Consider the following 17,860-nt stretch of genomic DNA (forward strand, 5'->3'; position numbering starts at 1 on the left):
CTTTTTTCGTATCGGGATTTTCGTTTGCCGCCCCAAAATCCCCTAAAGGGGACTTGGACGCAGCTAAATCCGGATGCTAAAAGTCCCCTTTAGGGGATTTTGGGGCTATCAGACGGCTTGACTATTCTGTATTGAGGTCCTCAGGATTTGATCGTGATCTCCAGGGTACGACCGACGGCGTTTCGCGGACTTTTCCCCCAGGCTCCCAAATCATAGGCAACATACACTTTATTATCAGTCTTCATCTCCTCGATGGCCATGTAATGGGTGGTCATGACACCGGATGTCATCCGGACCACGTTAGGCCAGGTTTTTCCGTGATCCTGGCTGAACGCCAGGTAGTTGCCATTCCAGGAATGCTCCGGGTACTTCCAGCACGCTTTCTGGGGGACACGAATGCCGAATGCCGCCACCAGCAGGCCGCTCCGAAGCACAATCAGGTCAGGGTCCACCACCGCCCCCCGGAGTTCGTCGGGGTTACCCTCATCGAGCGGTTTTCCTTTGGAGTCGGTTTTGTTTCGGAGCCAGTCGACCCAGAGTTCTGTCCGGTAAATATCCAGCCCGGCAAAAATCCGGGGCTGGTGCGGGCTCCAGGTCGCTCCGTTGTCATCCGAAAACGACTCCCGCAGTTCACGACCGGTCCGCATGAAACAGAGCAGTCGTCCGGCATTGGGTCCCTTGCTGATCCGGGCAATGACGGGTTCATCGAGTCCTTCCGTGCCGATGTCGGGTCCAACGGCGACGGTGGCGACCTGTTTCCAGTGTTTCCCTTTATCGGTTGAGCGCACCAGCAAAACCCGGGTCTTCATCATACTGGCCATGTACGTCGAAGGCGTCCGATCTTCTTTGGTCCACCCGTAAAAAGTGGTCAGCAGATCCCCGTTGGGCATTTCCAGAATTCGGCGGTGCAGCCGTTGGGCTTCGTGCGGATGGCCGCCATCGTCTTTGGATGCGTAAAAATCAGCCCCCGGCAGATCGAACGGAACGTCCACCGGCCCTTCCAGCGTCTGCCAGTCATCCCGGGAAGTATACAATTGCCCCATCCCCTGCCCGTCTTTTTTTCCCGGTACAATGTACGTATCCAGTGCGACCAGCGTACCGTCCTTCAACTGAATACCGCCCCCTTCCAGATTCACACCGTTTTCACCGGGTTTCAGCGGGATGTTCGTCCAGGTTTCGGCGTCATCGCGGGAAATGTACGTTCCCATCGCCCGTTCATAATGCATCCGGGGCGAGGGAAACGGTTTTTCCGGCAGTTGCGCCTGAACGATAATCGCGCCGGTTTTGGTCACCAGCATGAACGGCTGTAATCCCTTCGGAACAATCACCTTTTCTTCGCCAAAACTCAGGCGTAACCGGCCGTCCGCTTCCACCATTTCCGGGACATTTTCGCCAGTCCCGGCCCAATTGGCCGGTTCCGTTTCAGCGGCAGAACGTCCCCACTGCTTCGGCGTCAAGGCCGCCAGCAGAGCGGTTTTTTGCAGAAAATTTCTTCGTGATGAATTCCCGGTAGCGTTTGTTTCCATCGTGTCGGTGTTTCTAAAATGCCTTCATAGACAAAGTTAGACGCCACGCTTTCAGCGTTCTACTACTTTTATTTCCATTTGTGATATTATTCTTCCTTTTTAAATCAGGCCTATACTGGATCGTTGTTGGGAAGCCGCTCACAAACAACTTTAACATTTCGTTAACCTTCTTTTACAGGCTCTTGACAGACCCCAGAATAACAACCTTTAGCTTTGTTGAAACCCTTGAAAACAAAAAGAGTAATGACTAAACTCGTATACGTTTGTGCTTTATTGCTATCTGTTCTTTGCGCTTCCTGTGGAGGAAAAAAAATAGACCTCCCAAAAGATACGATCAATTACAATATCAAAGACACTGTTACTTCCTACGGGCCTAACACAATGGTTCGGAATGTAAAGCAGGATAGAAACGGAGACATTTTGATTGCGGCATCATGGGGTGGCGTTTTTCGATATGATGGAAAATCGTTTACCAATATCGCAAGTAAAATAGGTTCGCGCAGATACTGGGATGTTCTGGAAGATCGACGCGGAAATCTTTGGTTCGCTTCCACTGATTCTGGGGTTTATCATTACGATGGAAAATCCTTTCAGCATTTTACAACCAGGGAGGGGCTTGCCAATAATGCGGTTATGTCTATTTATGAAGATAAAGCAGGCATTATTTGGTTCGGAACAGGAGGAGGAATAAGCCGTTACGACGGGGAATCCTTTCGAAATTTTACAACGAAAGACGGACTGCCCAATAACGCTGTTACTACTATTCTGGAAGACAAAACCGGGAAATTATGGATTGGCACAAGGGGCGAGGCCTGTTTCTATGATGGAAAAACATTTACCGTTTTCAGAAATCAAGACGGTAAAGCCTTCAACAACGTTTGGGGTATGACCGAAGATAAAAAGGGTGCTATCTGGTTCGGGGCAACGATAATCGAAGACAAAAAAGGCGATACGCTGATCGTTACATCTGGTCTTTGGCGCTATGATGGCAGTGCCTTTACCAAAATTAATCAGAGGAGTACTTCTGCTATAATCGAAGATAAAAAGGGGAACATTTGGACTACTGGTGCAGTAAAACCCAATGGAGTTGGAGCATGGAAACTTTTCCGTTATGATCAAAATTCTTTGTACAATAAAAAGCCTATAGTAACCGAAATAATGTCAATTGAAAAAATGCTTTGTGGGATTTTGGAAGCTAAGGATGGAAGTATCTGGTTTGGATCTTTGAACGGCGTGTATCGTTACGACGGAAAGACCATCACGGACTTTAAAAGTAAAGAGGATCAAAAATAATGTGTATTACTACCTTTAAAATCATTTGTCAATTATTATCATTTCTACAGGATGAACAACAAGCTATCAATCACGAACTTAATCTTATTTATTGCTTCTTTATTCTTTGGTTGTGATGGATCTGTAAAAGAGGAAAATAAAAATAATGCAGCGGCAAGCGCCGTATCCCTGAGACATGTTACGCGTGAAAAATATAGTATTGATACGACTGAAAGTGTTATAACATGGAAAGGTTCAATGCTATTTGATATTGACGAAGAACACGTAGGGTATATCCATCTATCAAAAGGAGAGTTGATGATTGAAAACGGCCAACTTATGGGTGGTACAGCTGAAATAGACATGAATTCAATAGAATATAAAGACAAAGCAAGTAAAAACACGCCTGTTAAACACTTAAAATCGCCTGATTATTTTGATGTCGAAAAATTCCCCGTTTCTACAATCGCCATTACCAACATTGAATCATTGAGAGGTCACACTATCGTTAAAGGTGATCTGACCATTAAAGGTGTCACACAACCGGTTACTTTTCCGGCCAGAATGGAAGTTCAGGACGGAATTGTAAAAGCGAATGGCAGGTTGATCATTGATCGGACACAATGGGGTATCCGTTACAGATCAGGAAAGTTTTACGATAATTTAGCTGATCAAGCTGTTTCAGATAACATTGAACTCTATATGAAGATCGTAGCAAGAAAATAAACACCTGAAACCTTTTTTGCCGACGCATCAAAAGAGCGGCCTTTCGAGCCGCTCTCATTTTCATCATGGATTTCTTAAATAAATACCTGGTATTGTAACACAAGCTGACCACGCCGTCCCTGCGCGTCGAGTTGGCCGGTGGCCGGAAGCGCGATGTAGTACGGGCGGTTTTGATAGTCGAGCGTAATTTTGGAATTGTGGCCCTTGATTAGCCAGTTCAGACCGACGTTGTAAACACCCATGCTTCGGTTCACCCGGTCGTAGTTGCCAAGCTGGGCCTGCGCGTAAGGCATCAGCGTTCCGTTGCTGCCCAGCAAATCCTGGCGGAACAGATACCCGACCTGCGAATAAATCACACTACCCGTCCCGAACATCGGGAACGCATTGCCCTGCGTTCCGCCCAGCCCGCCGACCGACTGCGTGGTGCCGCTGGCGGGGTTCATGATGCCGTTGTAACGCAGGTAATTTTTGCCGTAATCGAGGTTGAAATACCCGAGGTAAGCACTAACGGCGGAACCCTTCGCGCGATTGACCGGCATGTCCAGAAAAGCCGCTACGGACCACAGATTCAGGTTCTGGTAAACCGTGTCGGTCGCCGTGGCACCGGTGTGCCAGACGGCGTTTCTCTGCGAAATAAATCCGGCTTCGAGGTTGACAATTTTCTTTTTCCCCAAATATGTACCTGTCATATAGCCCGGCGTCTGGTTCGACTCTTTGTCGAAAAACTGGTACAATAACAGGCCCTGAAACTGCTTGGTGTGGCCTTTCAGCGCAAAATTGGCGTTGGGTCCCAGCGCCGGAGGAGCCGCCCCGTTGGTCTGAATCGGGAATGGATCGCTGATGGCCACCCGGTAGTCGAACCGACCGACCTGACCCCGGGCGTATAGACTCAGTTTCCGGGCAAACTCGTCGGTTTGATCGACGGTGGCCTGGGCAAAAACCGGCACATCCATCGACAGGATCGAACTGACGCCGGGCTGGCTAAAGCGCGACAAGCCGTTCACAATGGTTAAACCGCCCCCGATTTTCAGGTAATCCCGGTCCTTGAAAACCAGGTATTCCGCCAGGGCATCGTGAAAAAACGCCTGTACCTTCCGGTTTGAAACCGTACCGGTGGTGTTGAAAGCGGGAGATGCATTCAGGAAATTGAAGTTGTTCATCCCAAACTGGAAGTACACCAGAACCCGGTCGTTGAGCTGACCGAATAGCTGAATCCGGGTCCGGCGCAGACCAATGTCAAACGTCTGGTCTTTGGCATCCCCAACAACCGTTGTGCCGGGGTTGCTCTGGTTGAGCCGCAACCAGGTCTGGTTCAGAAACGTGACTTTGAAAAAGTGGGAACCTGACTCGTTCAGGTTGTATTTCAACTCATTTTTCTCCGGTACCGGTTTTGGTCGGGCGGTTTTGGCCGAAGCCAGCGAATCGGCGGATGGTTGGGCGAAAATCGAATGACTTCCTACGAAACAAAGGATAGCTAGTATTTTTCTCATCAGGAGGTGGTGTAAGGGACGTGAGAGCTGAGACAAGAGAAAAAAGACCGGGTAAAGTATTGGGTCTTTTCTCTCTTGTCTCAGCTCTCTTTTCCGAAAAAAACAAAGACCGAACCCCCAAAAGTAGGCGGTTCGGTCTTTAATTCTGCTAAAATGTGATTGAATACGGTTTAAACCGCATTAAAATGAGTTAGCGCACCCACTCACAGGCGGGTTCGCCCAGCAACGACTCCAGCCATTCCTGGCCAGGATCAATGGGCGCTCCATCCGGCGCAGCCAGAACGGAAGGGGCAGGCACCTCCGCCGGATTCATCTCATACTGACGAATCAGGTGCGAAATCAGTCCGTAAGAAGTGTCACCTGCCACCGCAGGACCGACCAGCGTTTTGATGCGCAGGACCGACCAGTGGGCTAAAGCCCGCACCGCTCCGTCGGCCTCTTTGTTCTGGGCTAACGCGATGAGTTGTTCCGCTACCTTCAAACTGGTCATGTAGTTAATTTCTCCAACATAGCCTTTATCAAAGGGCCGTTTATAAATCGCTTTAAGTAGCTGAACAAGAACATCGTCCAGGCCGAGTTGGGCCGGATCGAAAGCCTTCTGGTGAACCAGCCGGGCGCAACGCTCCGGGTTGAGCATCATCCGCAACGTCATCGAAACGGCCGCTTCGGGTGGGGCCAGCGGATCGAACGTCATGCCCGTCCGGCGTTTGAACACCTCCCGCGAATTGGGGCTGTACCGGAACGGCCTCGGTGGAATGGATTTCAACAGCACCGACGGTACCGTCAACACCTGTGGGCGGAGCGTAGACAACAGAGCATCCAGTGCCCGGCGTTGCTCACTCGCCGGAACCACCGACAGAACCGGTTGGCCATCGCCCCGCAACGCATTGGTATACGTTTGTCCGCCCAGCACCTTGGCGGCCGCTTCGACCTGGTACCGGTGAAACAGGTACATCGGCACAAAAACCTCTTCCAGCGTTGCCATCGGCGTTCCCGCCGGAATTTTCTTTTCGTTGAAATGATCCAGAGCCACCCGCCGAACCTCCATCGTGCGCTTCAATTCATCGACCGCATTGCCGCCATTGTCCCACAAGTGCGTGGCCGGGTGGGCGCTGCTCTCGGGCCGGGCGTCCTGATCGGTCAGAAACGTCAGACCTTTGGCGTGCATCTGCTGAACGATTTTGTTCAACTCCTGCTTCTCGTTGGTTCCCGCCGGAAAATCCTGGTAGCCCCAGATGATGCTCCATTTGTCGTAGTCGCCAATGCTCAGCGTGTAGGCATCCGACAGGTCGATGGCCGCGCCTTTCACTTTGGCCACCATTGTCGGATAATCCATCACCGACGCCCTATTTTGCGTGCTGGCGATGTAGTTGTGTGGCAGTCCCAGCGTATGGCCCACTTCGTGTGCAGCCAGTTGCCGCAGCCGGTTGAGCGACATCTGCATCATTTCGGATACGTGCGAGGTATCGGTGTCGAAGTTGCCGACCAGTCCCTGCGCAATCAGGTAATCCTGCCGAACCCGCAGCGAGCCCAGCGTCACTTTTCCCTTGATGATTTCACCCGTTCGCGGATCGATGATGCTCGCTCCGTAGGACCAGCCGCGCGTGGAACGATGCACCCACTGAATCAGGTTGTAGCGAATATCCATCGGATCGGCATCGGCCGGCAGCAATTTCACCTGAAACGCATCTTTGTACCCGGCCGCTTCAAACGCCTGATTCCACCAGGCCGTGCCTTCCATCAAGGCCGTGCGGATCGGTTCGGGCGTACCCGGATCGAGGTAATAGACAATGGGCTTAACGGCTTCGCTGACAGCCGCTTTCGGATCTTTCTTTTCCAGCCGGTGCCGCGAAATATACCGCTTGATGATCGGCTGGCTGACGGGCGTTGCGTAATCGAAATACTCGATGCCGCCGTAGCCGATGCGCGGATCGAACTCCCGTGCTTTATAACCTGCTTCGGGCAATTGAACAAAGGAATGGTGCTGCCGCATCGTTACGGCGGTTGGTGTCGGCACCACCGAGCGCAGGTACGCGCCGGGCGTGTCGCCGGTCAGCGTGATGGTGACTTCAAATTCGGTATTTTGCGGAAACGATTTGGAATGCGGCAGATACATGGCGCAACGGCTGGCATCAAGCCGGAAATTTCCCTGGCGGGTCTGGCTGATGGCCTGCACCGCCCCCACCGCATCGAGCATCAGAAACGGCGTCAGATCGACCAGCACCCGCCGACCCGTCGGACCGCTTTCCTCTTCGGCCACAATGTCAAACCCCCAATGGACCGACTGCGCAAACGACTCTTCGACCGCCCGGCGTTCGAGGGCGTCGCTGGTGATGGCGCGGTACTGGTAATTGGGTTCGACCATCAGCACCTTCGGGCCGGTGCGCTGAAATTTGACGATGTGTTCCTGCCCCAGCCGCCCCCGATCAAGACCAATGTCGTTGGAACCGATGCCCGAGGCCAGGGTCGGATAATAGAGGAGTTCAGTATCGAACTTGTCGATCTCCAGCCAGATCTTCCCTTTTTTGGCATCCCAGTAAAACGTCATAAAACCGGGTTGCTTTTCCATGCCTGCCGTATACGACGCGATGGTAGGGGGAGTGCCGGTCGAAGCGGTCTGGGCAACCGCCGAAGTAGTGAGCAAAATGGTTAATGCGAGGAGTAGTTTGTTCATAAAGTGCAGGTTCGTATTCTTGCACTAAATATAGAAAAGGGATGGCTCTGAACCCAGAACCACCCCTTTTTTTAACCACTTTATTCAAATACCGGCGGCATTTCGCCTTTTTTACTTCAATTCAAACGTCACTTTCACCTGCGCCGGAATCCGGATCGTCTGCGGAATATCGAGTAAACTGCCGCCATACCCGACGCGTACGACTTCGTCCATCGCACTAAGTCCAAAGCCCCGCTGTAAAACCGGGTCGGTTTCTTCCGTGTCGCGCACACTCAGCACGGTTCCCAGCGTTCGCCCGGCGGCTTTGGCGAGAATGGCCGCTTTTTCGCGAGCCACCTCAACGGCCTTTTCCAGCACCAGATTTTTGCTGGTCTCCTGTTTGGTCGAACGATAGCCGGCCTGAAAGCGGTTGAAACCGCCATTGATCAGCGCCAGTTGCAGATCCAGATACCGTTCCGGTTTATTCAACTCAAAAATGACTTGCTGATTGGTGATGACCTCCGGCTTCTGCTGGCCATTCTGGTAGATCGACCCATCATTTTTCTGAACCTGCAGTAAGGTGTACCGTATTTCTTTCTCGTCAATCTGGTAATCTTTCAGTAACTTCACTAGCCGTTTTTCGGCAGCCTGGTGCGCAACATACGCTTTCCGGGCGTCGGCCGGATCCGAAAATTGCAAAGTGACCGTGATGCGAACCTGATCGGCCGGTAATTCAAGCTCCGCATCACCCAACACCACAATCCGGTTGACGGGCAGGTCCGGCGTCTGGGCAACCGCCGGAGAAAAAAGACTCAATATGCTCAATACAAAAAAACTAAGTTTCCGCATGGTTATAAAAGATTACTGGTTGTTTACCGTTTTTGAATAAGTGATCATTTCGTTATTTTTGGTTGCCTAAAACTGTTCACACCTCACACTCGTTTTAAGATTCTCTGGATCAACCTGGTAATGCGTTATTTTATTCTTTTGATATTCCTGGGCCTGATTGGTCTTCACGGGTGCAAGATTCCTTCCGGAAAACCGGATGACCCTACCGCGCCGGTTACCACCGTGTACACAATCAAAGCCGGTGGCAATTACGCCGATCACAACGACTTTTCGTATACTGCCAAAACAACCTTGTCGTTCAGCGTCATTTTCGACAGTTCCGCCGTTTATACCAACAAAATTCCCGAAAACCAGCACGACATCAACAAACTATACGGTTTTTCGGACTGTAATGTTCAACACAACACGTCCAGCGCCCGCTTTGGCTGGAACTGGCGGGACAAAGCCCTCCGGATTTATGCCTATTGCTACCGCAACGGCGAGCGCGTTTCGGAAGAACTCGGCACCGCTGAACTTAACAAGCCTGCTGATTACCAAATCAGCATCGTTGGCGGCAACTATGTCTTCACCTTCAAAGGTAAGGAGACCACCATTGCGCGGGGCTGCAACATTGTGCAAAGTACTCAACGCTACCGGCTCTATCCGTATTTTGGTGGTGACGAACCGGCTCCCCACGACATCATCATTTCGATTACCGAAAAATAATTGCCCCTAATCCGCATTTGCCCCCCAGCCCCCTAAAGGGGGAGTTTTCTCGCGCTCCAAGCTCCCCCTTTAGGGGGCTGGGGGGCAAATGAGGGTCAGAACGATCGGCCTAATCAATTCCAATTCAAAACCTAACAGCCCTACCCTTCAGGGGGTTGGGATAACCCCGGTATTTGCAGCAAGCGGTTCGGATCCGGGCAAACTGCCAGATACCGTTCCCGATCCGCCAGCGAGCAAACACCCGGAAAGTCTCCCGTATGACCCAACAAATCAGTCATCAGTTGGAAGTGCAGGTGCGGAGGCCAGTCGCCGTTCTCCGGATACGGGCCAATTTCAGCGATTTTCTCCCCGGCTTTGAAAGACTTTCCTACTGTTAAACCCCGCAACGACGAACGGCTGAGATGCCCGTAAAGTGCAAAAAGCGGTTTTTCATCCAGCCGGTGTTCAAGAATAATCGTGGGGCCGTAATCGCCGAAATGATTGTTATCCTGAAAACTGTGTACCACGCCATCGAGCGGGGCAAAAACCGGCGTTCCGGCTTCGGCCCAGAGGTCGATGCCTAAATGGATGCAACGGGATGCTTCGGCCTGATTGAAATGCGGACTGCGCCGGTAGATGACCCGGTGTTCGTTGTAACCACCCACGCCCACCACGGCACCCTGCCGGCGAAGTTTCCCAAAGACGTAATCGGTAAAAACAGCCGTATTGGTAAGGTCAAGGCTGTCCAGTTCTGAATTTTGGGCGGTAAAATCCAGTATCAGATACGGATCGGTGCGAAAATCGAAGGGCAGAATCATAGCGCAAAGTTGGTCAGTTTTGCCAATACCCGTACAACTTTTGGGAGATTCCGGCGTATCCTCTATATTTAATGTCCTGAATCCTGAAAAAACACCGAATTTTCGTTCTTAACTACACTCATCAACCTAAACTGCCGAATGCAAGCCACTGCATCCCCTACTACCACGTCTGCCAAACACCCTACAGGCCTCTATGTCCTGTTTTTCACCGAAATGTGGGAGCGGTTTAGCTACTACGGCATGCGGGCCATCCTGCTGCTCTTTTTGATCGACAACGTCCGGGGCGGCATGGGCCTCAGCGAAATGGAAGGAGCCGCCATCTATGGCTTGTATACGGCTTCGGGTTACCTCCTTTCGCTGCCCGGCGGCTGGATTGCCGACAACATTCTGGGACAGCGAAAATCCATCTGGTACGGCGGTTTTGTCATCATGTTCGGGCATGTTCTGCTGGCCATTCCGGCCGGGAGCGCCTTGTTTTATATCGGTTTAGCCACCGTTGCCATCGGTACGGGTTTGTTAAAGCCCAACATCAGTTCCATCGTTGGTGAACTCTATCCCGAAGGTGGTGCCCGGCGCGATGCGGCTTTTTCGATTTTCTACATGGGTATCAATATGGGCTCGTTTCTGGGAATCACCATCGTGGGATATTTGGGACAGAAAGTGGGCTGGCATTACGGGTTTGGCGCGGCTGCCGTCGGCATGTTGTTCGGCCTGGTGGTCTTCCGGATTTTCGGTCAGAAATACCTCAGCGACTACGGAAATGTCCCGGCCAAAGCCGAAGCATCTACCGACACGACCAACCAGAACCGCAGTCTGTTTTTTGTGGTGGGCCTCGCGGCCATCCTCGCCGTTTTGCAGTTTACGGGTATTCTGGATCTGACCACCGCGCAGGGATTAGCCAAAGGCGCCGGGGTTATCATTACACTGACGGCAGTCGGCTATTTTCTGTTCATTCTGCTGGCGGGCGGCTTAACGCTCGTTGAAAAGAAGCGGGTGGGTGTTCTGTTCGTATTCTTCCTGGGTTCTGCCGTGTTCTGGGCGGGCTTTGAACAGCAGGGTTCGTCGCTCCAGATTTTCTCCGACCGGTATACGGATTTGAATCTTTTTGGCTGGCAAATGCCCTCGAGCTGGTTCCAGAATTTCAATCCGGCGTTCATCCTCATCTTCTCCCCGATTCTGGCCGCACTCTGGATTTATCTGGGAAACCGCAACCAGAATCCGGCACCCCACCTCAAGTTTGCCGTCGCGCTGTTTCTTTTAGGACTCGGGTATTTGGTGATGGTAATGGCTTCCAAAATTGCTTTGACCGGCCAGCTCACTTCCCCGATCTTCCTGACGTTCACCTATTTGTTTCACACGCTGGGCGAGCTTTGCCTGAGTCCGGTGGGGCTGAGTTCGTTCACCAAACTAGCTCCCAAACGCTACCTCAGCCAGTTGATGGGCATCTGGTTTGTCGGCACCTCACTGGGCAACCTGATTGCCGGTTTGTTTGCGGGCGGTTTCGACGAAGGGAATGTTCAGCAGATGCCGGAAATGTTCATGAGCGTCGTCTATTTCAGCTTCGGCTTCGCCCTCTTGATCCTGATTTTCCACAAACCGCTAAAAAGCTGGCTGGGAGGAGTGAAATAGAGAATGATGGATGATGAATTTACGCGTCAGCCCAATCATCGTTCATCATTCATCATCCATCATTCCTTTTACCCCCCCGCTTTCTTCCCCTTATACCCCTTTGCCGTGAGCCAGGCCAGGACTTTGTCGCGGTGATCGCCCTGAATCAGGATCTCGCCGTCTTTGGCCGAGCCGCCGGAGCCGCATACGGTTTTTAGCTGTTTGGCCACTTCGGTCAGGTCGGCGTCGGTGCCGATGAAGTCCCGGACGGCCGTCACGACCTTCCCGCCCCCCTTGCGATCGAGCCAGATTTTTAGGTTCTGCTGTTCCGGTTTCAGCGTTTTCGCGTTGGAAGCGCCGGATTGGTACGCATAATTCGGGTCCGTCGAATACACGATTCCGAAGCGGGATTTATCGTTGTTATTTTTCTTACTCATCGTTTTTAGCCATTTTAGTTCGATCGCTACGCGACCGATAGAGGGAATATTGCTACTTTTTTCTACAAACATTCGGTCGCTATGCGACCAAAAAGCCAAGACGAACCACTCTACCGAATCACCAGCAAACTCGACGGCACCACCTGAACCGTTGCCGTGTCGGTGTCCAGTAGCAACGGCTCCCCATCGACGTGGATCAATAGCGGCCCCGCTCCTTTCACCACCACCGACCGGGCGGGTCGCACCGTCAGGTAGTTCGACTGGTCGAGGGTTTTGTTAAAAAGCCGCCACGCCAGCAGGCCCACCGCGCTGCGGGGAAACGGTTTTAGCAGACAGACATCCAGCAACCCGTCGGCGACATTGGCATGGGGAGCAATCCAGGCATTGTTGCCAAACTGCCCGGCGTTGGCCACGGTCAGGGAGAAGAGCGACTGCGGTTTCCCGTCAATTTCGTAGGTCGCAGGCTGGTAGTTCCAGAACGCCCGGTAGGTGGTTCGGATGTAGGTGGGCAACCCCCGGATGGGCTGCCGGGCAAATTCCTGGGCAACGTACGCATCGAAGCCTATTCCGGTCGTGCAAAAAAAAGCGTGTTCATTGATCCGACCACTGTCGATCACCACCGGGCGTCCATGGATGGCCCGCTCAATGGCTTTTTTCGGATTCAGCGGTAACTTCAAATGCCGTGCCAGCCCGTTTCCCGAACCCACCGGGACAATTCCCAGGGCGGTTTGCGTGTTCAACAGCGCCCGGGCGGTTTCATTCATCGTGCCATCGCCCCCGATGATCACCACCCGGCGGATGCCCTGCCGAACGGCGTCGGTGGCCAGTTCGGTGGCGTGTCCGGGATGCGTCGTAAAGCGTGCTTCAGGCGTAAACCCAGCATCAACCGCTATTTTCAACAAAAATTCAATCCATTGCTGCTTTTTTTGTACCGAAGCCGTCCCCGACAGGGGATTGACAATCGCCAGCAAAGTTGTTTGCGCCACGGTCAGGAAAAGAAAATAAACAGGATCAGGATGAACACAATGATAAAAATGTAATACCAGCCATCCGAAAAGATGTAAGGCTTATATTCTTCGTAAAATTTGCGAATTTTATTCATTAGTATTGGGGAAATTATAAGCCATCAAAGTACGGGATAAAATGAAAAAACTAGTCGGCTTCTTTCTTTTTTTGTTCGTCATCACCGGTTCTCAGGCCCAGACACCCGCCGACCGCAAAGCGATTCTGTCCATTCTGGATCGCCAAACCGCCGACTGGAATGCCGGCAATACCACGGCTTTCATGAACGGCTACTGGAAGTCGGACTCACTGACGTTTATCGGCAAAGTGGGCATTACGTACGGCTACGAGGCTACGCTGAGTAATTACAAACGCCGGTATCCGGACCGGGCGGCCATGGGAACGTTGAAGTTTACCATTCTGAAACTGGAGTTCCAGGCCAAAAATGTAGCGTATGTGATCGGAAAATTTCACCTGACCCGCCCGAAAGTCGGCGATGCGGAAGGACATTTTACGTTACTTTGGCGAAAAATTAACGGACAATGGGTGATCGTCAGCGACCATTCCAGCTAATCACGTTTTCGTTTTTATGACCCCTTTTGAATTAAACGCCGTTCACCGGCATACCTTTCGTTTCTCGCAAGCCGACGTCGAAGCGTTTGCGCGCGTTACCGGCGACGACAATCCGTTGCACCTCGACGCGGAGTTTGCCAGCCAGACGCCCTTCAAACGGCCCATTATTCACGGCATGTTGGGTGCCAGCGTGTTCACCAAAATCCTGGGAACGCAATTCCCCGGACACGGTTCGGTGTATTTGAAGCAAACGCTGGACTTTCTGCGGCCCATGTTTGTCGATACAGACTATGAAGCGGTTTTTACGGTGGTTTCCACCAATCCGGACAAACACATCGCGGAAGTGTCGACTGAAATTAAAGATACCCAAACCGGCAAGTTAACGACGCGTGGCGTGGCGACCTTGATGTATAAGAAATCCTGAACGCCGGATTCATTGCCCTCCAAAAACCAAACAAGCCCGACGAATCGCCGGGCTTGTTTGGTTTTGGAGTAAGTTGTTGTTTACTCTTTTGCATTTTTCTGACCTTGCACTTCAGAGCGAATCTCCTGAGCCAATGTCTTCAGATCCTGCATGCCTTTCCGTACGCGGGTACCGGCAGCCTGATTGCCTTTTTCGTAGAATTTCTCGAAATCACCTTCCAAAGACATGACCAGATTTTTTATTTCATCGAAACGTGCCATAACAGTTCGTATGGGGGTTAAAAAGTTGTGAAAAATGCCCTAAAACGCTCAAAAACCGCGTTTTTGACGAAATATACGCATTCTATGATTCAGCGCAAGAAAACCGTCAAAAAAAACGTTGGAAAAATCCAAATAAAGCACGTTTCCTTACTAAACGGTCATTCCGCCACCGTTTTGGCGACTTCTGAGGGCACCAGGGCGGCATCAATCAGGACCTGGTGGGCATTTTCACGATAAAATCCCTGGTTTAGTTTTTCGGACACTGCAGTGAAGGCTTTCAGGGTGTAGTCAACATCTTCGAGCGAGTGAGCCGCCGTTGGAATGATCCGCAACATGATGACACCCTTCGGAACCACCGGATAGACAACAATGGAGCAGAAGACGCCCATGTTTTCGCGCAGGTCGCGAACCAGCACCCCCGCTTCCTGAACACCGCCTTCGCTGTGCAGGAAAACCGGCGTCACCGGCGAGGTCGTATCCCCGATGTTGAGCCCACGCGCCCGCAAACCGTCCTGCATCGCCCGTACGTTCTGCCACAGTTTTTCGCGGAGTTCCGGTTGGGTTTTGATCAGTTCGAGCCGCTTCATGGCCCCAACGACGTAAGGCATCGGCAAGGCTTTGGCATACGTTTGGGAACGCATGTTATATTTCAGGTACATGATAATGTCGTGGTCACCGGCAATGAACGCACCAATGGCCGCCATCGACTTGGCGAAGGTCGAGAAATACAGGTCGATGCCATCCTGACACCCCTGCAATTCGCCCACACCGGCACCCGTCGGCCCCATGGTTCCGAAACCGTGGGCGTCGTCGACCAGCAATTTAAAATCATATTTTTCCTTCAAAGCCACAATCTCTTTCAGAATGCCGACTTTGCCCGACATGCCGAATACGCCTTCGGTAATGACCAGAATACCGCCCCCTTTTTCAGCGGCTTTTTTGGTGGCCCGTTGCAGGTTTTTCTCCAGGCTATCGATATCGTTGTGATTGAATTTGTAGTATTCGCCCATCTTGGCTTTGTGTAACCGAATACCGTCGATCAGACACGCATGACATTCGGCGTCATAGACGATCACATCCCGGTAATCGACCACGGCTTCGATGGCCGACATCACGCCCTGGTAGCCATAATTGAGCAGAAACGAGTCTTCCTTGCCGACAAACTCCGCCAATTGTTTCTCCAGTTCTTCGTGCAGATCCGAATTACCCGACATCATCCGGGCGCCCATCGGGTACGCAAGACCCCAATCCTTAGCCGCTTCGGCATCGATTTTCCGGACTTCGGGATGGTTGGCCAGCCCCAGATAATTATTCAAACTCCAATTGAGCATCTTCCTCCCCCGAAACACCATGTGCGGCCCTAACTCGCCTTCCAGCTTGGGAAATGCAAAATAATGGTGCGCGTTATACTCCCGCGATGACGAACCGATGGGTCCGAGGTTGGTGCGTAATTTCTCAAATAAATCCACTTTATTGCGCTATTTACCGGTTTATAATGAGTTTGTTAACCACATTAGTACAAAAGTAAATTAAAATCTGTCAACCGCAAAGCGGGGGTTGGTTTTAGAAATTACCACCGGAAATTAGGAGCAGGCAGCGAGAAGTATATTTTTGCAGGTACATTCCGGTTCGGTTATCTGCTGCAACAAGGCCCTTCAGCCACCGAAATCCGAATGACCAACGATTCACATTCAATGGCTAACATTCAGAAATTACTCGTCGCCAACCGCGGTGAAATTGCCCTGCGAATCATGCGAACCGCCCGCGAAATGGGCATTCGAACCGTAGCCATCTACAGCGAAGCCGACCGCCAGTCGCTCCACGTCCGGTATGCCGACGAAGCCGTGTGCGTGGGGCCGCCCCCCTCTTCCGAATCCTATTTGCGGGCCGATGCCATCATTGAAGCCTGTCGGCAAACCGGTGCGGATGCCATTCACCCGGGCTACGGTTTTTTGTCGGAAAACGCCGGTTTTGCCCGCGCCGTCCGCAACGCCGGGCTGATCTTTGTCGGGCCGTCACCGGAATCCATCGAAGTGATGGGCAGTAAGCTGGCGGCCAAAGCGGCCGTTGCGTCCTATAATATCCCGATGGTTCCCGGCACGCCCGAAGCCATCACGGATCGCGACGACGCCCGGAAAACGGCGGCCCAGATCGGTTACCCGATTCTGATTAAAGCCAGTGCGGGCGGAGGAGGCAAAGGAATGCGGATTGTGGAAAGCGACGCGGAGTTTGACGAAGGCATGAACCGGGCCGTCAGCGAGGCCACATCGGCCTTTGGCGACGGATCGGTTTTTATCGAAAAATACGTTACGTCGCCCCGCCACGTGGAAATTCAGGTGCTGGGCGATCAACACGGCAACATCATTCACCTCTTCGAACGCGAATGTTCGGTTCAGCGCCGTCACCAGAAAGTGGTGGAAGAAGCACCATCGTCGGTGTTAACGCCGGCAATTCGGGCCGAGATGGGGCGTTGCGCAGTCGAAGTGGCGCGGGCCTGTGGCTATTACGGGGCCGGAACGGTGGAGTTTATCGTCGACGACCAATTGAATTTCTATTTTCTGGAAATGAACACCCGGCTTCAGGTCGAACACCCGGTGACGGAACAGATTACGGGCATCGATCTGGTGAAACAGATGATTTACATTGCCGAAGGGAAACCGCTGGAAATCAAACAGGGGGATTTGAAAATAAACGGTCATGCCATCGAAATCCGGGTGTATGCCGAAGATCCGGCCAACAACTTTCTGCCCGACGTCGGAACGCTGGAAACCTACGTGCGCCCCCAGGGCAACGGCGTTCGGGTCGACGATGGTTTTGAACAGGGCATGGCCATTCCAATTTATTACGATCCCATGATTGCCAAACTGGTGACAACGGGAGCCACCCGCGCCGAAGCCATCGAGAAAATGATCCGCGCCATCGATGAATACCGCATTACGGGTGTGCAAACGACGCTGCCGTTCTGCCGGTTTGTGATGCAGCACGATGCCTTCCGCTCGGGACAGTTCGACACCCATTTCGTCAACCATTATTTTACACCTGATAAACTGACACCCGAAACGAGTCTGGAAGAAACCCAACTGGCGGGGGTTTTGGCGGCCTGGCTGTTTCAAAACCGCCAGGTGAAAACCGCCCCGGAGGTCGTTGTCACCGACGCGAAGAAAAGTAAGTGGAAGGAAAGACGATTGAGGTAGACCACCGATTTCGGAAATTTCAAATGTAAAATCAGTAGTGTACGAAGGTTGCTTTTTTTTACACCCTCTTTGGCTGTTGGCGCAGAACGATCTTTAGAATGGTTTTTTCTGATACTGTAACGCGAATGAGGGATGGTTGGCCGCCTAGCGGACAGATGTTTGTAACGAAAAGGCTACCCGGTTCCTCCCGCGTGCCTTTGGGTACGCAACAGGCAGATGCAGGTGATTGCGTACCCATGAACTGTCAAATTTTACAAGTTTGAAACCAAATTTTCTTCGGTTGGCAGGTTTAGTCGAGAATCAAACGGCTTCCCCGATTGTAAGACGGCTAAGGCCACCCGGAT

The 17,860-nt window shown here is 52.0% G+C and carries 16 protein-coding genes; 7 read left to right on the forward strand and 9 right to left on the reverse strand.

Going from position 1 to position 17,860, the window contains the following annotated elements; genetic code table 11:
• Positions 1-140 precede the first annotated feature (140 nt).
• Positions 141-1,526 carry a sialidase family protein gene (locus DUE52_RS23235; protein ID WP_114408461.1) on the reverse strand — a complete coding sequence of 462 codons (1,386 nt, stop codon included), beginning with the start codon at positions 1,524-1,526 and terminating at the stop codon, positions 141-143.
• Between the two features lie 243 nt (positions 1,527-1,769).
• On the opposite strand from DUE52_RS23235, the gene DUE52_RS23240 reads away from it, so the two are divergent.
• The gene (locus DUE52_RS23240) at positions 1,770-2,819 is read left to right on the forward strand and encodes a ligand-binding sensor domain-containing protein (protein WP_114408462.1); all 1,050 of its coding nucleotides are present in this window, start codon (positions 1,770-1,772) and stop codon (positions 2,817-2,819) included.
• 51 nt (positions 2,820-2,870) lie between these two features.
• Positions 2,871-3,524: a YceI family protein gene (locus DUE52_RS23245; protein ID WP_114408463.1), complete on the forward strand. Its 654-nt coding sequence runs from the start codon at positions 2,871-2,873 to the stop codon at positions 3,522-3,524.
• Positions 3,525-3,598: 74 nt separating this feature from the next.
• Here the strand turns inward: DUE52_RS23245 and DUE52_RS23250 are convergent, their stop codons facing one another.
• The 3 genes from DUE52_RS23250 to DUE52_RS23260 all read right to left on the reverse strand — a co-directional run bounded on the left by DUE52_RS23250 (position 3,599) and on the right by DUE52_RS23260 (position 8,516).
• A complete protein-coding gene (locus DUE52_RS23250; protein ID WP_114408464.1) occupies positions 3,599-5,014 on the reverse strand; it encodes a hypothetical protein in 1,416 nt (471 codons plus the stop codon).
• A gap of 190 nt (positions 5,015-5,204) precedes the next feature.
• Positions 5,205-7,688: a zinc-dependent metalloprotease gene (locus DUE52_RS23255; protein WP_229312277.1), complete on the reverse strand. Its 2,484-nt coding sequence runs from the start codon at positions 7,686-7,688 to the stop codon at positions 5,205-5,207.
• Positions 7,689-7,799: 111 nt separating this feature from the next.
• A complete protein-coding gene (locus DUE52_RS23260) occupies positions 7,800-8,516 on the reverse strand; it encodes an SIMPL domain-containing protein (protein WP_114408465.1) in 717 nt (238 codons plus the stop codon).
• Between the two features lie 222 nt (positions 8,517-8,738).
• Between DUE52_RS23260 and DUE52_RS23265 the strand changes: the two genes are divergently transcribed.
• A complete protein-coding gene (locus tag DUE52_RS23265) occupies positions 8,739-9,221 on the forward strand; it encodes a hypothetical protein (protein ID WP_133299924.1) in 483 nt (160 codons plus the stop codon).
• 140 nt (positions 9,222-9,361) lie between these two features.
• On the opposite strand, the gene DUE52_RS23270 is transcribed toward DUE52_RS23265, so the two are convergent.
• Positions 9,362-10,018 carry a peptidoglycan DD-metalloendopeptidase family protein gene (locus DUE52_RS23270; RefSeq protein WP_114408467.1) on the reverse strand — a complete coding sequence of 219 codons (657 nt, stop codon included), beginning with the start codon at positions 10,016-10,018 and terminating at the stop codon, positions 9,362-9,364.
• A gap of 138 nt (positions 10,019-10,156) precedes the next feature.
• On the opposite strand from DUE52_RS23270, the gene DUE52_RS23275 reads away from it, so the two are divergent.
• Positions 10,157-11,647 (forward strand): peptide MFS transporter, encoded by a 1,491-nt coding sequence (locus tag DUE52_RS23275; protein ID WP_114408468.1) that lies wholly within the window; start codon positions 10,157-10,159, stop codon positions 11,645-11,647.
• A gap of 68 nt (positions 11,648-11,715) precedes the next feature.
• Here the strand turns inward: DUE52_RS23275 and DUE52_RS23280 are convergent, their stop codons facing one another.
• Both DUE52_RS23280 and DUE52_RS23285 read right to left on the reverse strand, forming a co-directional pair.
• The gene (locus tag DUE52_RS23280; RefSeq protein WP_114408469.1) at positions 11,716-12,063 is read right to left on the reverse strand and encodes a translation initiation factor; all 348 of its coding nucleotides are present in this window, start codon (positions 12,061-12,063) and stop codon (positions 11,716-11,718) included.
• A gap of 110 nt (positions 12,064-12,173) precedes the next feature.
• On the reverse strand, positions 12,174-13,049 hold the full coding sequence (locus tag DUE52_RS23285) for a diacylglycerol/lipid kinase family protein (protein WP_114408470.1): 876 nt from the start codon (positions 13,047-13,049) through the stop codon (positions 12,174-12,176).
• A 157-nt stretch (positions 13,050-13,206) separates the two neighbouring features.
• On the opposite strand from DUE52_RS23285, the gene DUE52_RS23290 reads away from it, so the two are divergent.
• Positions 13,207-13,638 carry a YybH family protein gene (locus DUE52_RS23290; protein WP_114408471.1) on the forward strand — a complete coding sequence of 144 codons (432 nt, stop codon included), beginning with the start codon at positions 13,207-13,209 and terminating at the stop codon, positions 13,636-13,638.
• 16 nt (positions 13,639-13,654) lie between these two features.
• Positions 13,655-14,062 (forward strand): MaoC family dehydratase, encoded by a 408-nt coding sequence (locus tag DUE52_RS23295; protein WP_114408472.1) that lies wholly within the window; start codon positions 13,655-13,657, stop codon positions 14,060-14,062.
• Positions 14,063-14,142: 80 nt separating this feature from the next.
• Here the strand turns inward: DUE52_RS23295 and DUE52_RS23300 are convergent, their stop codons facing one another.
• Positions 14,143-14,322, reverse strand: coding sequence for a BF3379 family histone-like protein (locus DUE52_RS23300; protein WP_114408473.1), 180 nt, complete (start codon positions 14,320-14,322; stop codon positions 14,143-14,145).
• Positions 14,323-14,480: 158 nt separating this feature from the next.
• Complete coding sequence (locus DUE52_RS23305; RefSeq protein WP_114408474.1) at positions 14,481-15,791, reverse strand: aminotransferase class I/II-fold pyridoxal phosphate-dependent enzyme; 1,311 nt, start codon at positions 15,789-15,791, stop codon at positions 14,481-14,483.
• Positions 15,792-16,016: 225 nt separating this feature from the next.
• Here DUE52_RS23305 and DUE52_RS23310 point away from each other — a divergent pair, with 225 nt between their 5' ends.
• Positions 16,017-17,516, forward strand: a complete 1,500-nt coding sequence (locus tag DUE52_RS23310) for an acetyl-CoA carboxylase biotin carboxylase subunit (RefSeq protein ID WP_114408480.1) — start codon at positions 16,017-16,019, stop codon at positions 17,514-17,516.
• The last annotated feature ends 344 nt before the right edge of the window (positions 17,517-17,860 follow it).

Source organism: Larkinella punicea, from assembly GCF_003334855.1.
GTDB lineage: Bacteria > Bacteroidota > Bacteroidia > Cytophagales > Spirosomataceae > Larkinella > Larkinella punicea.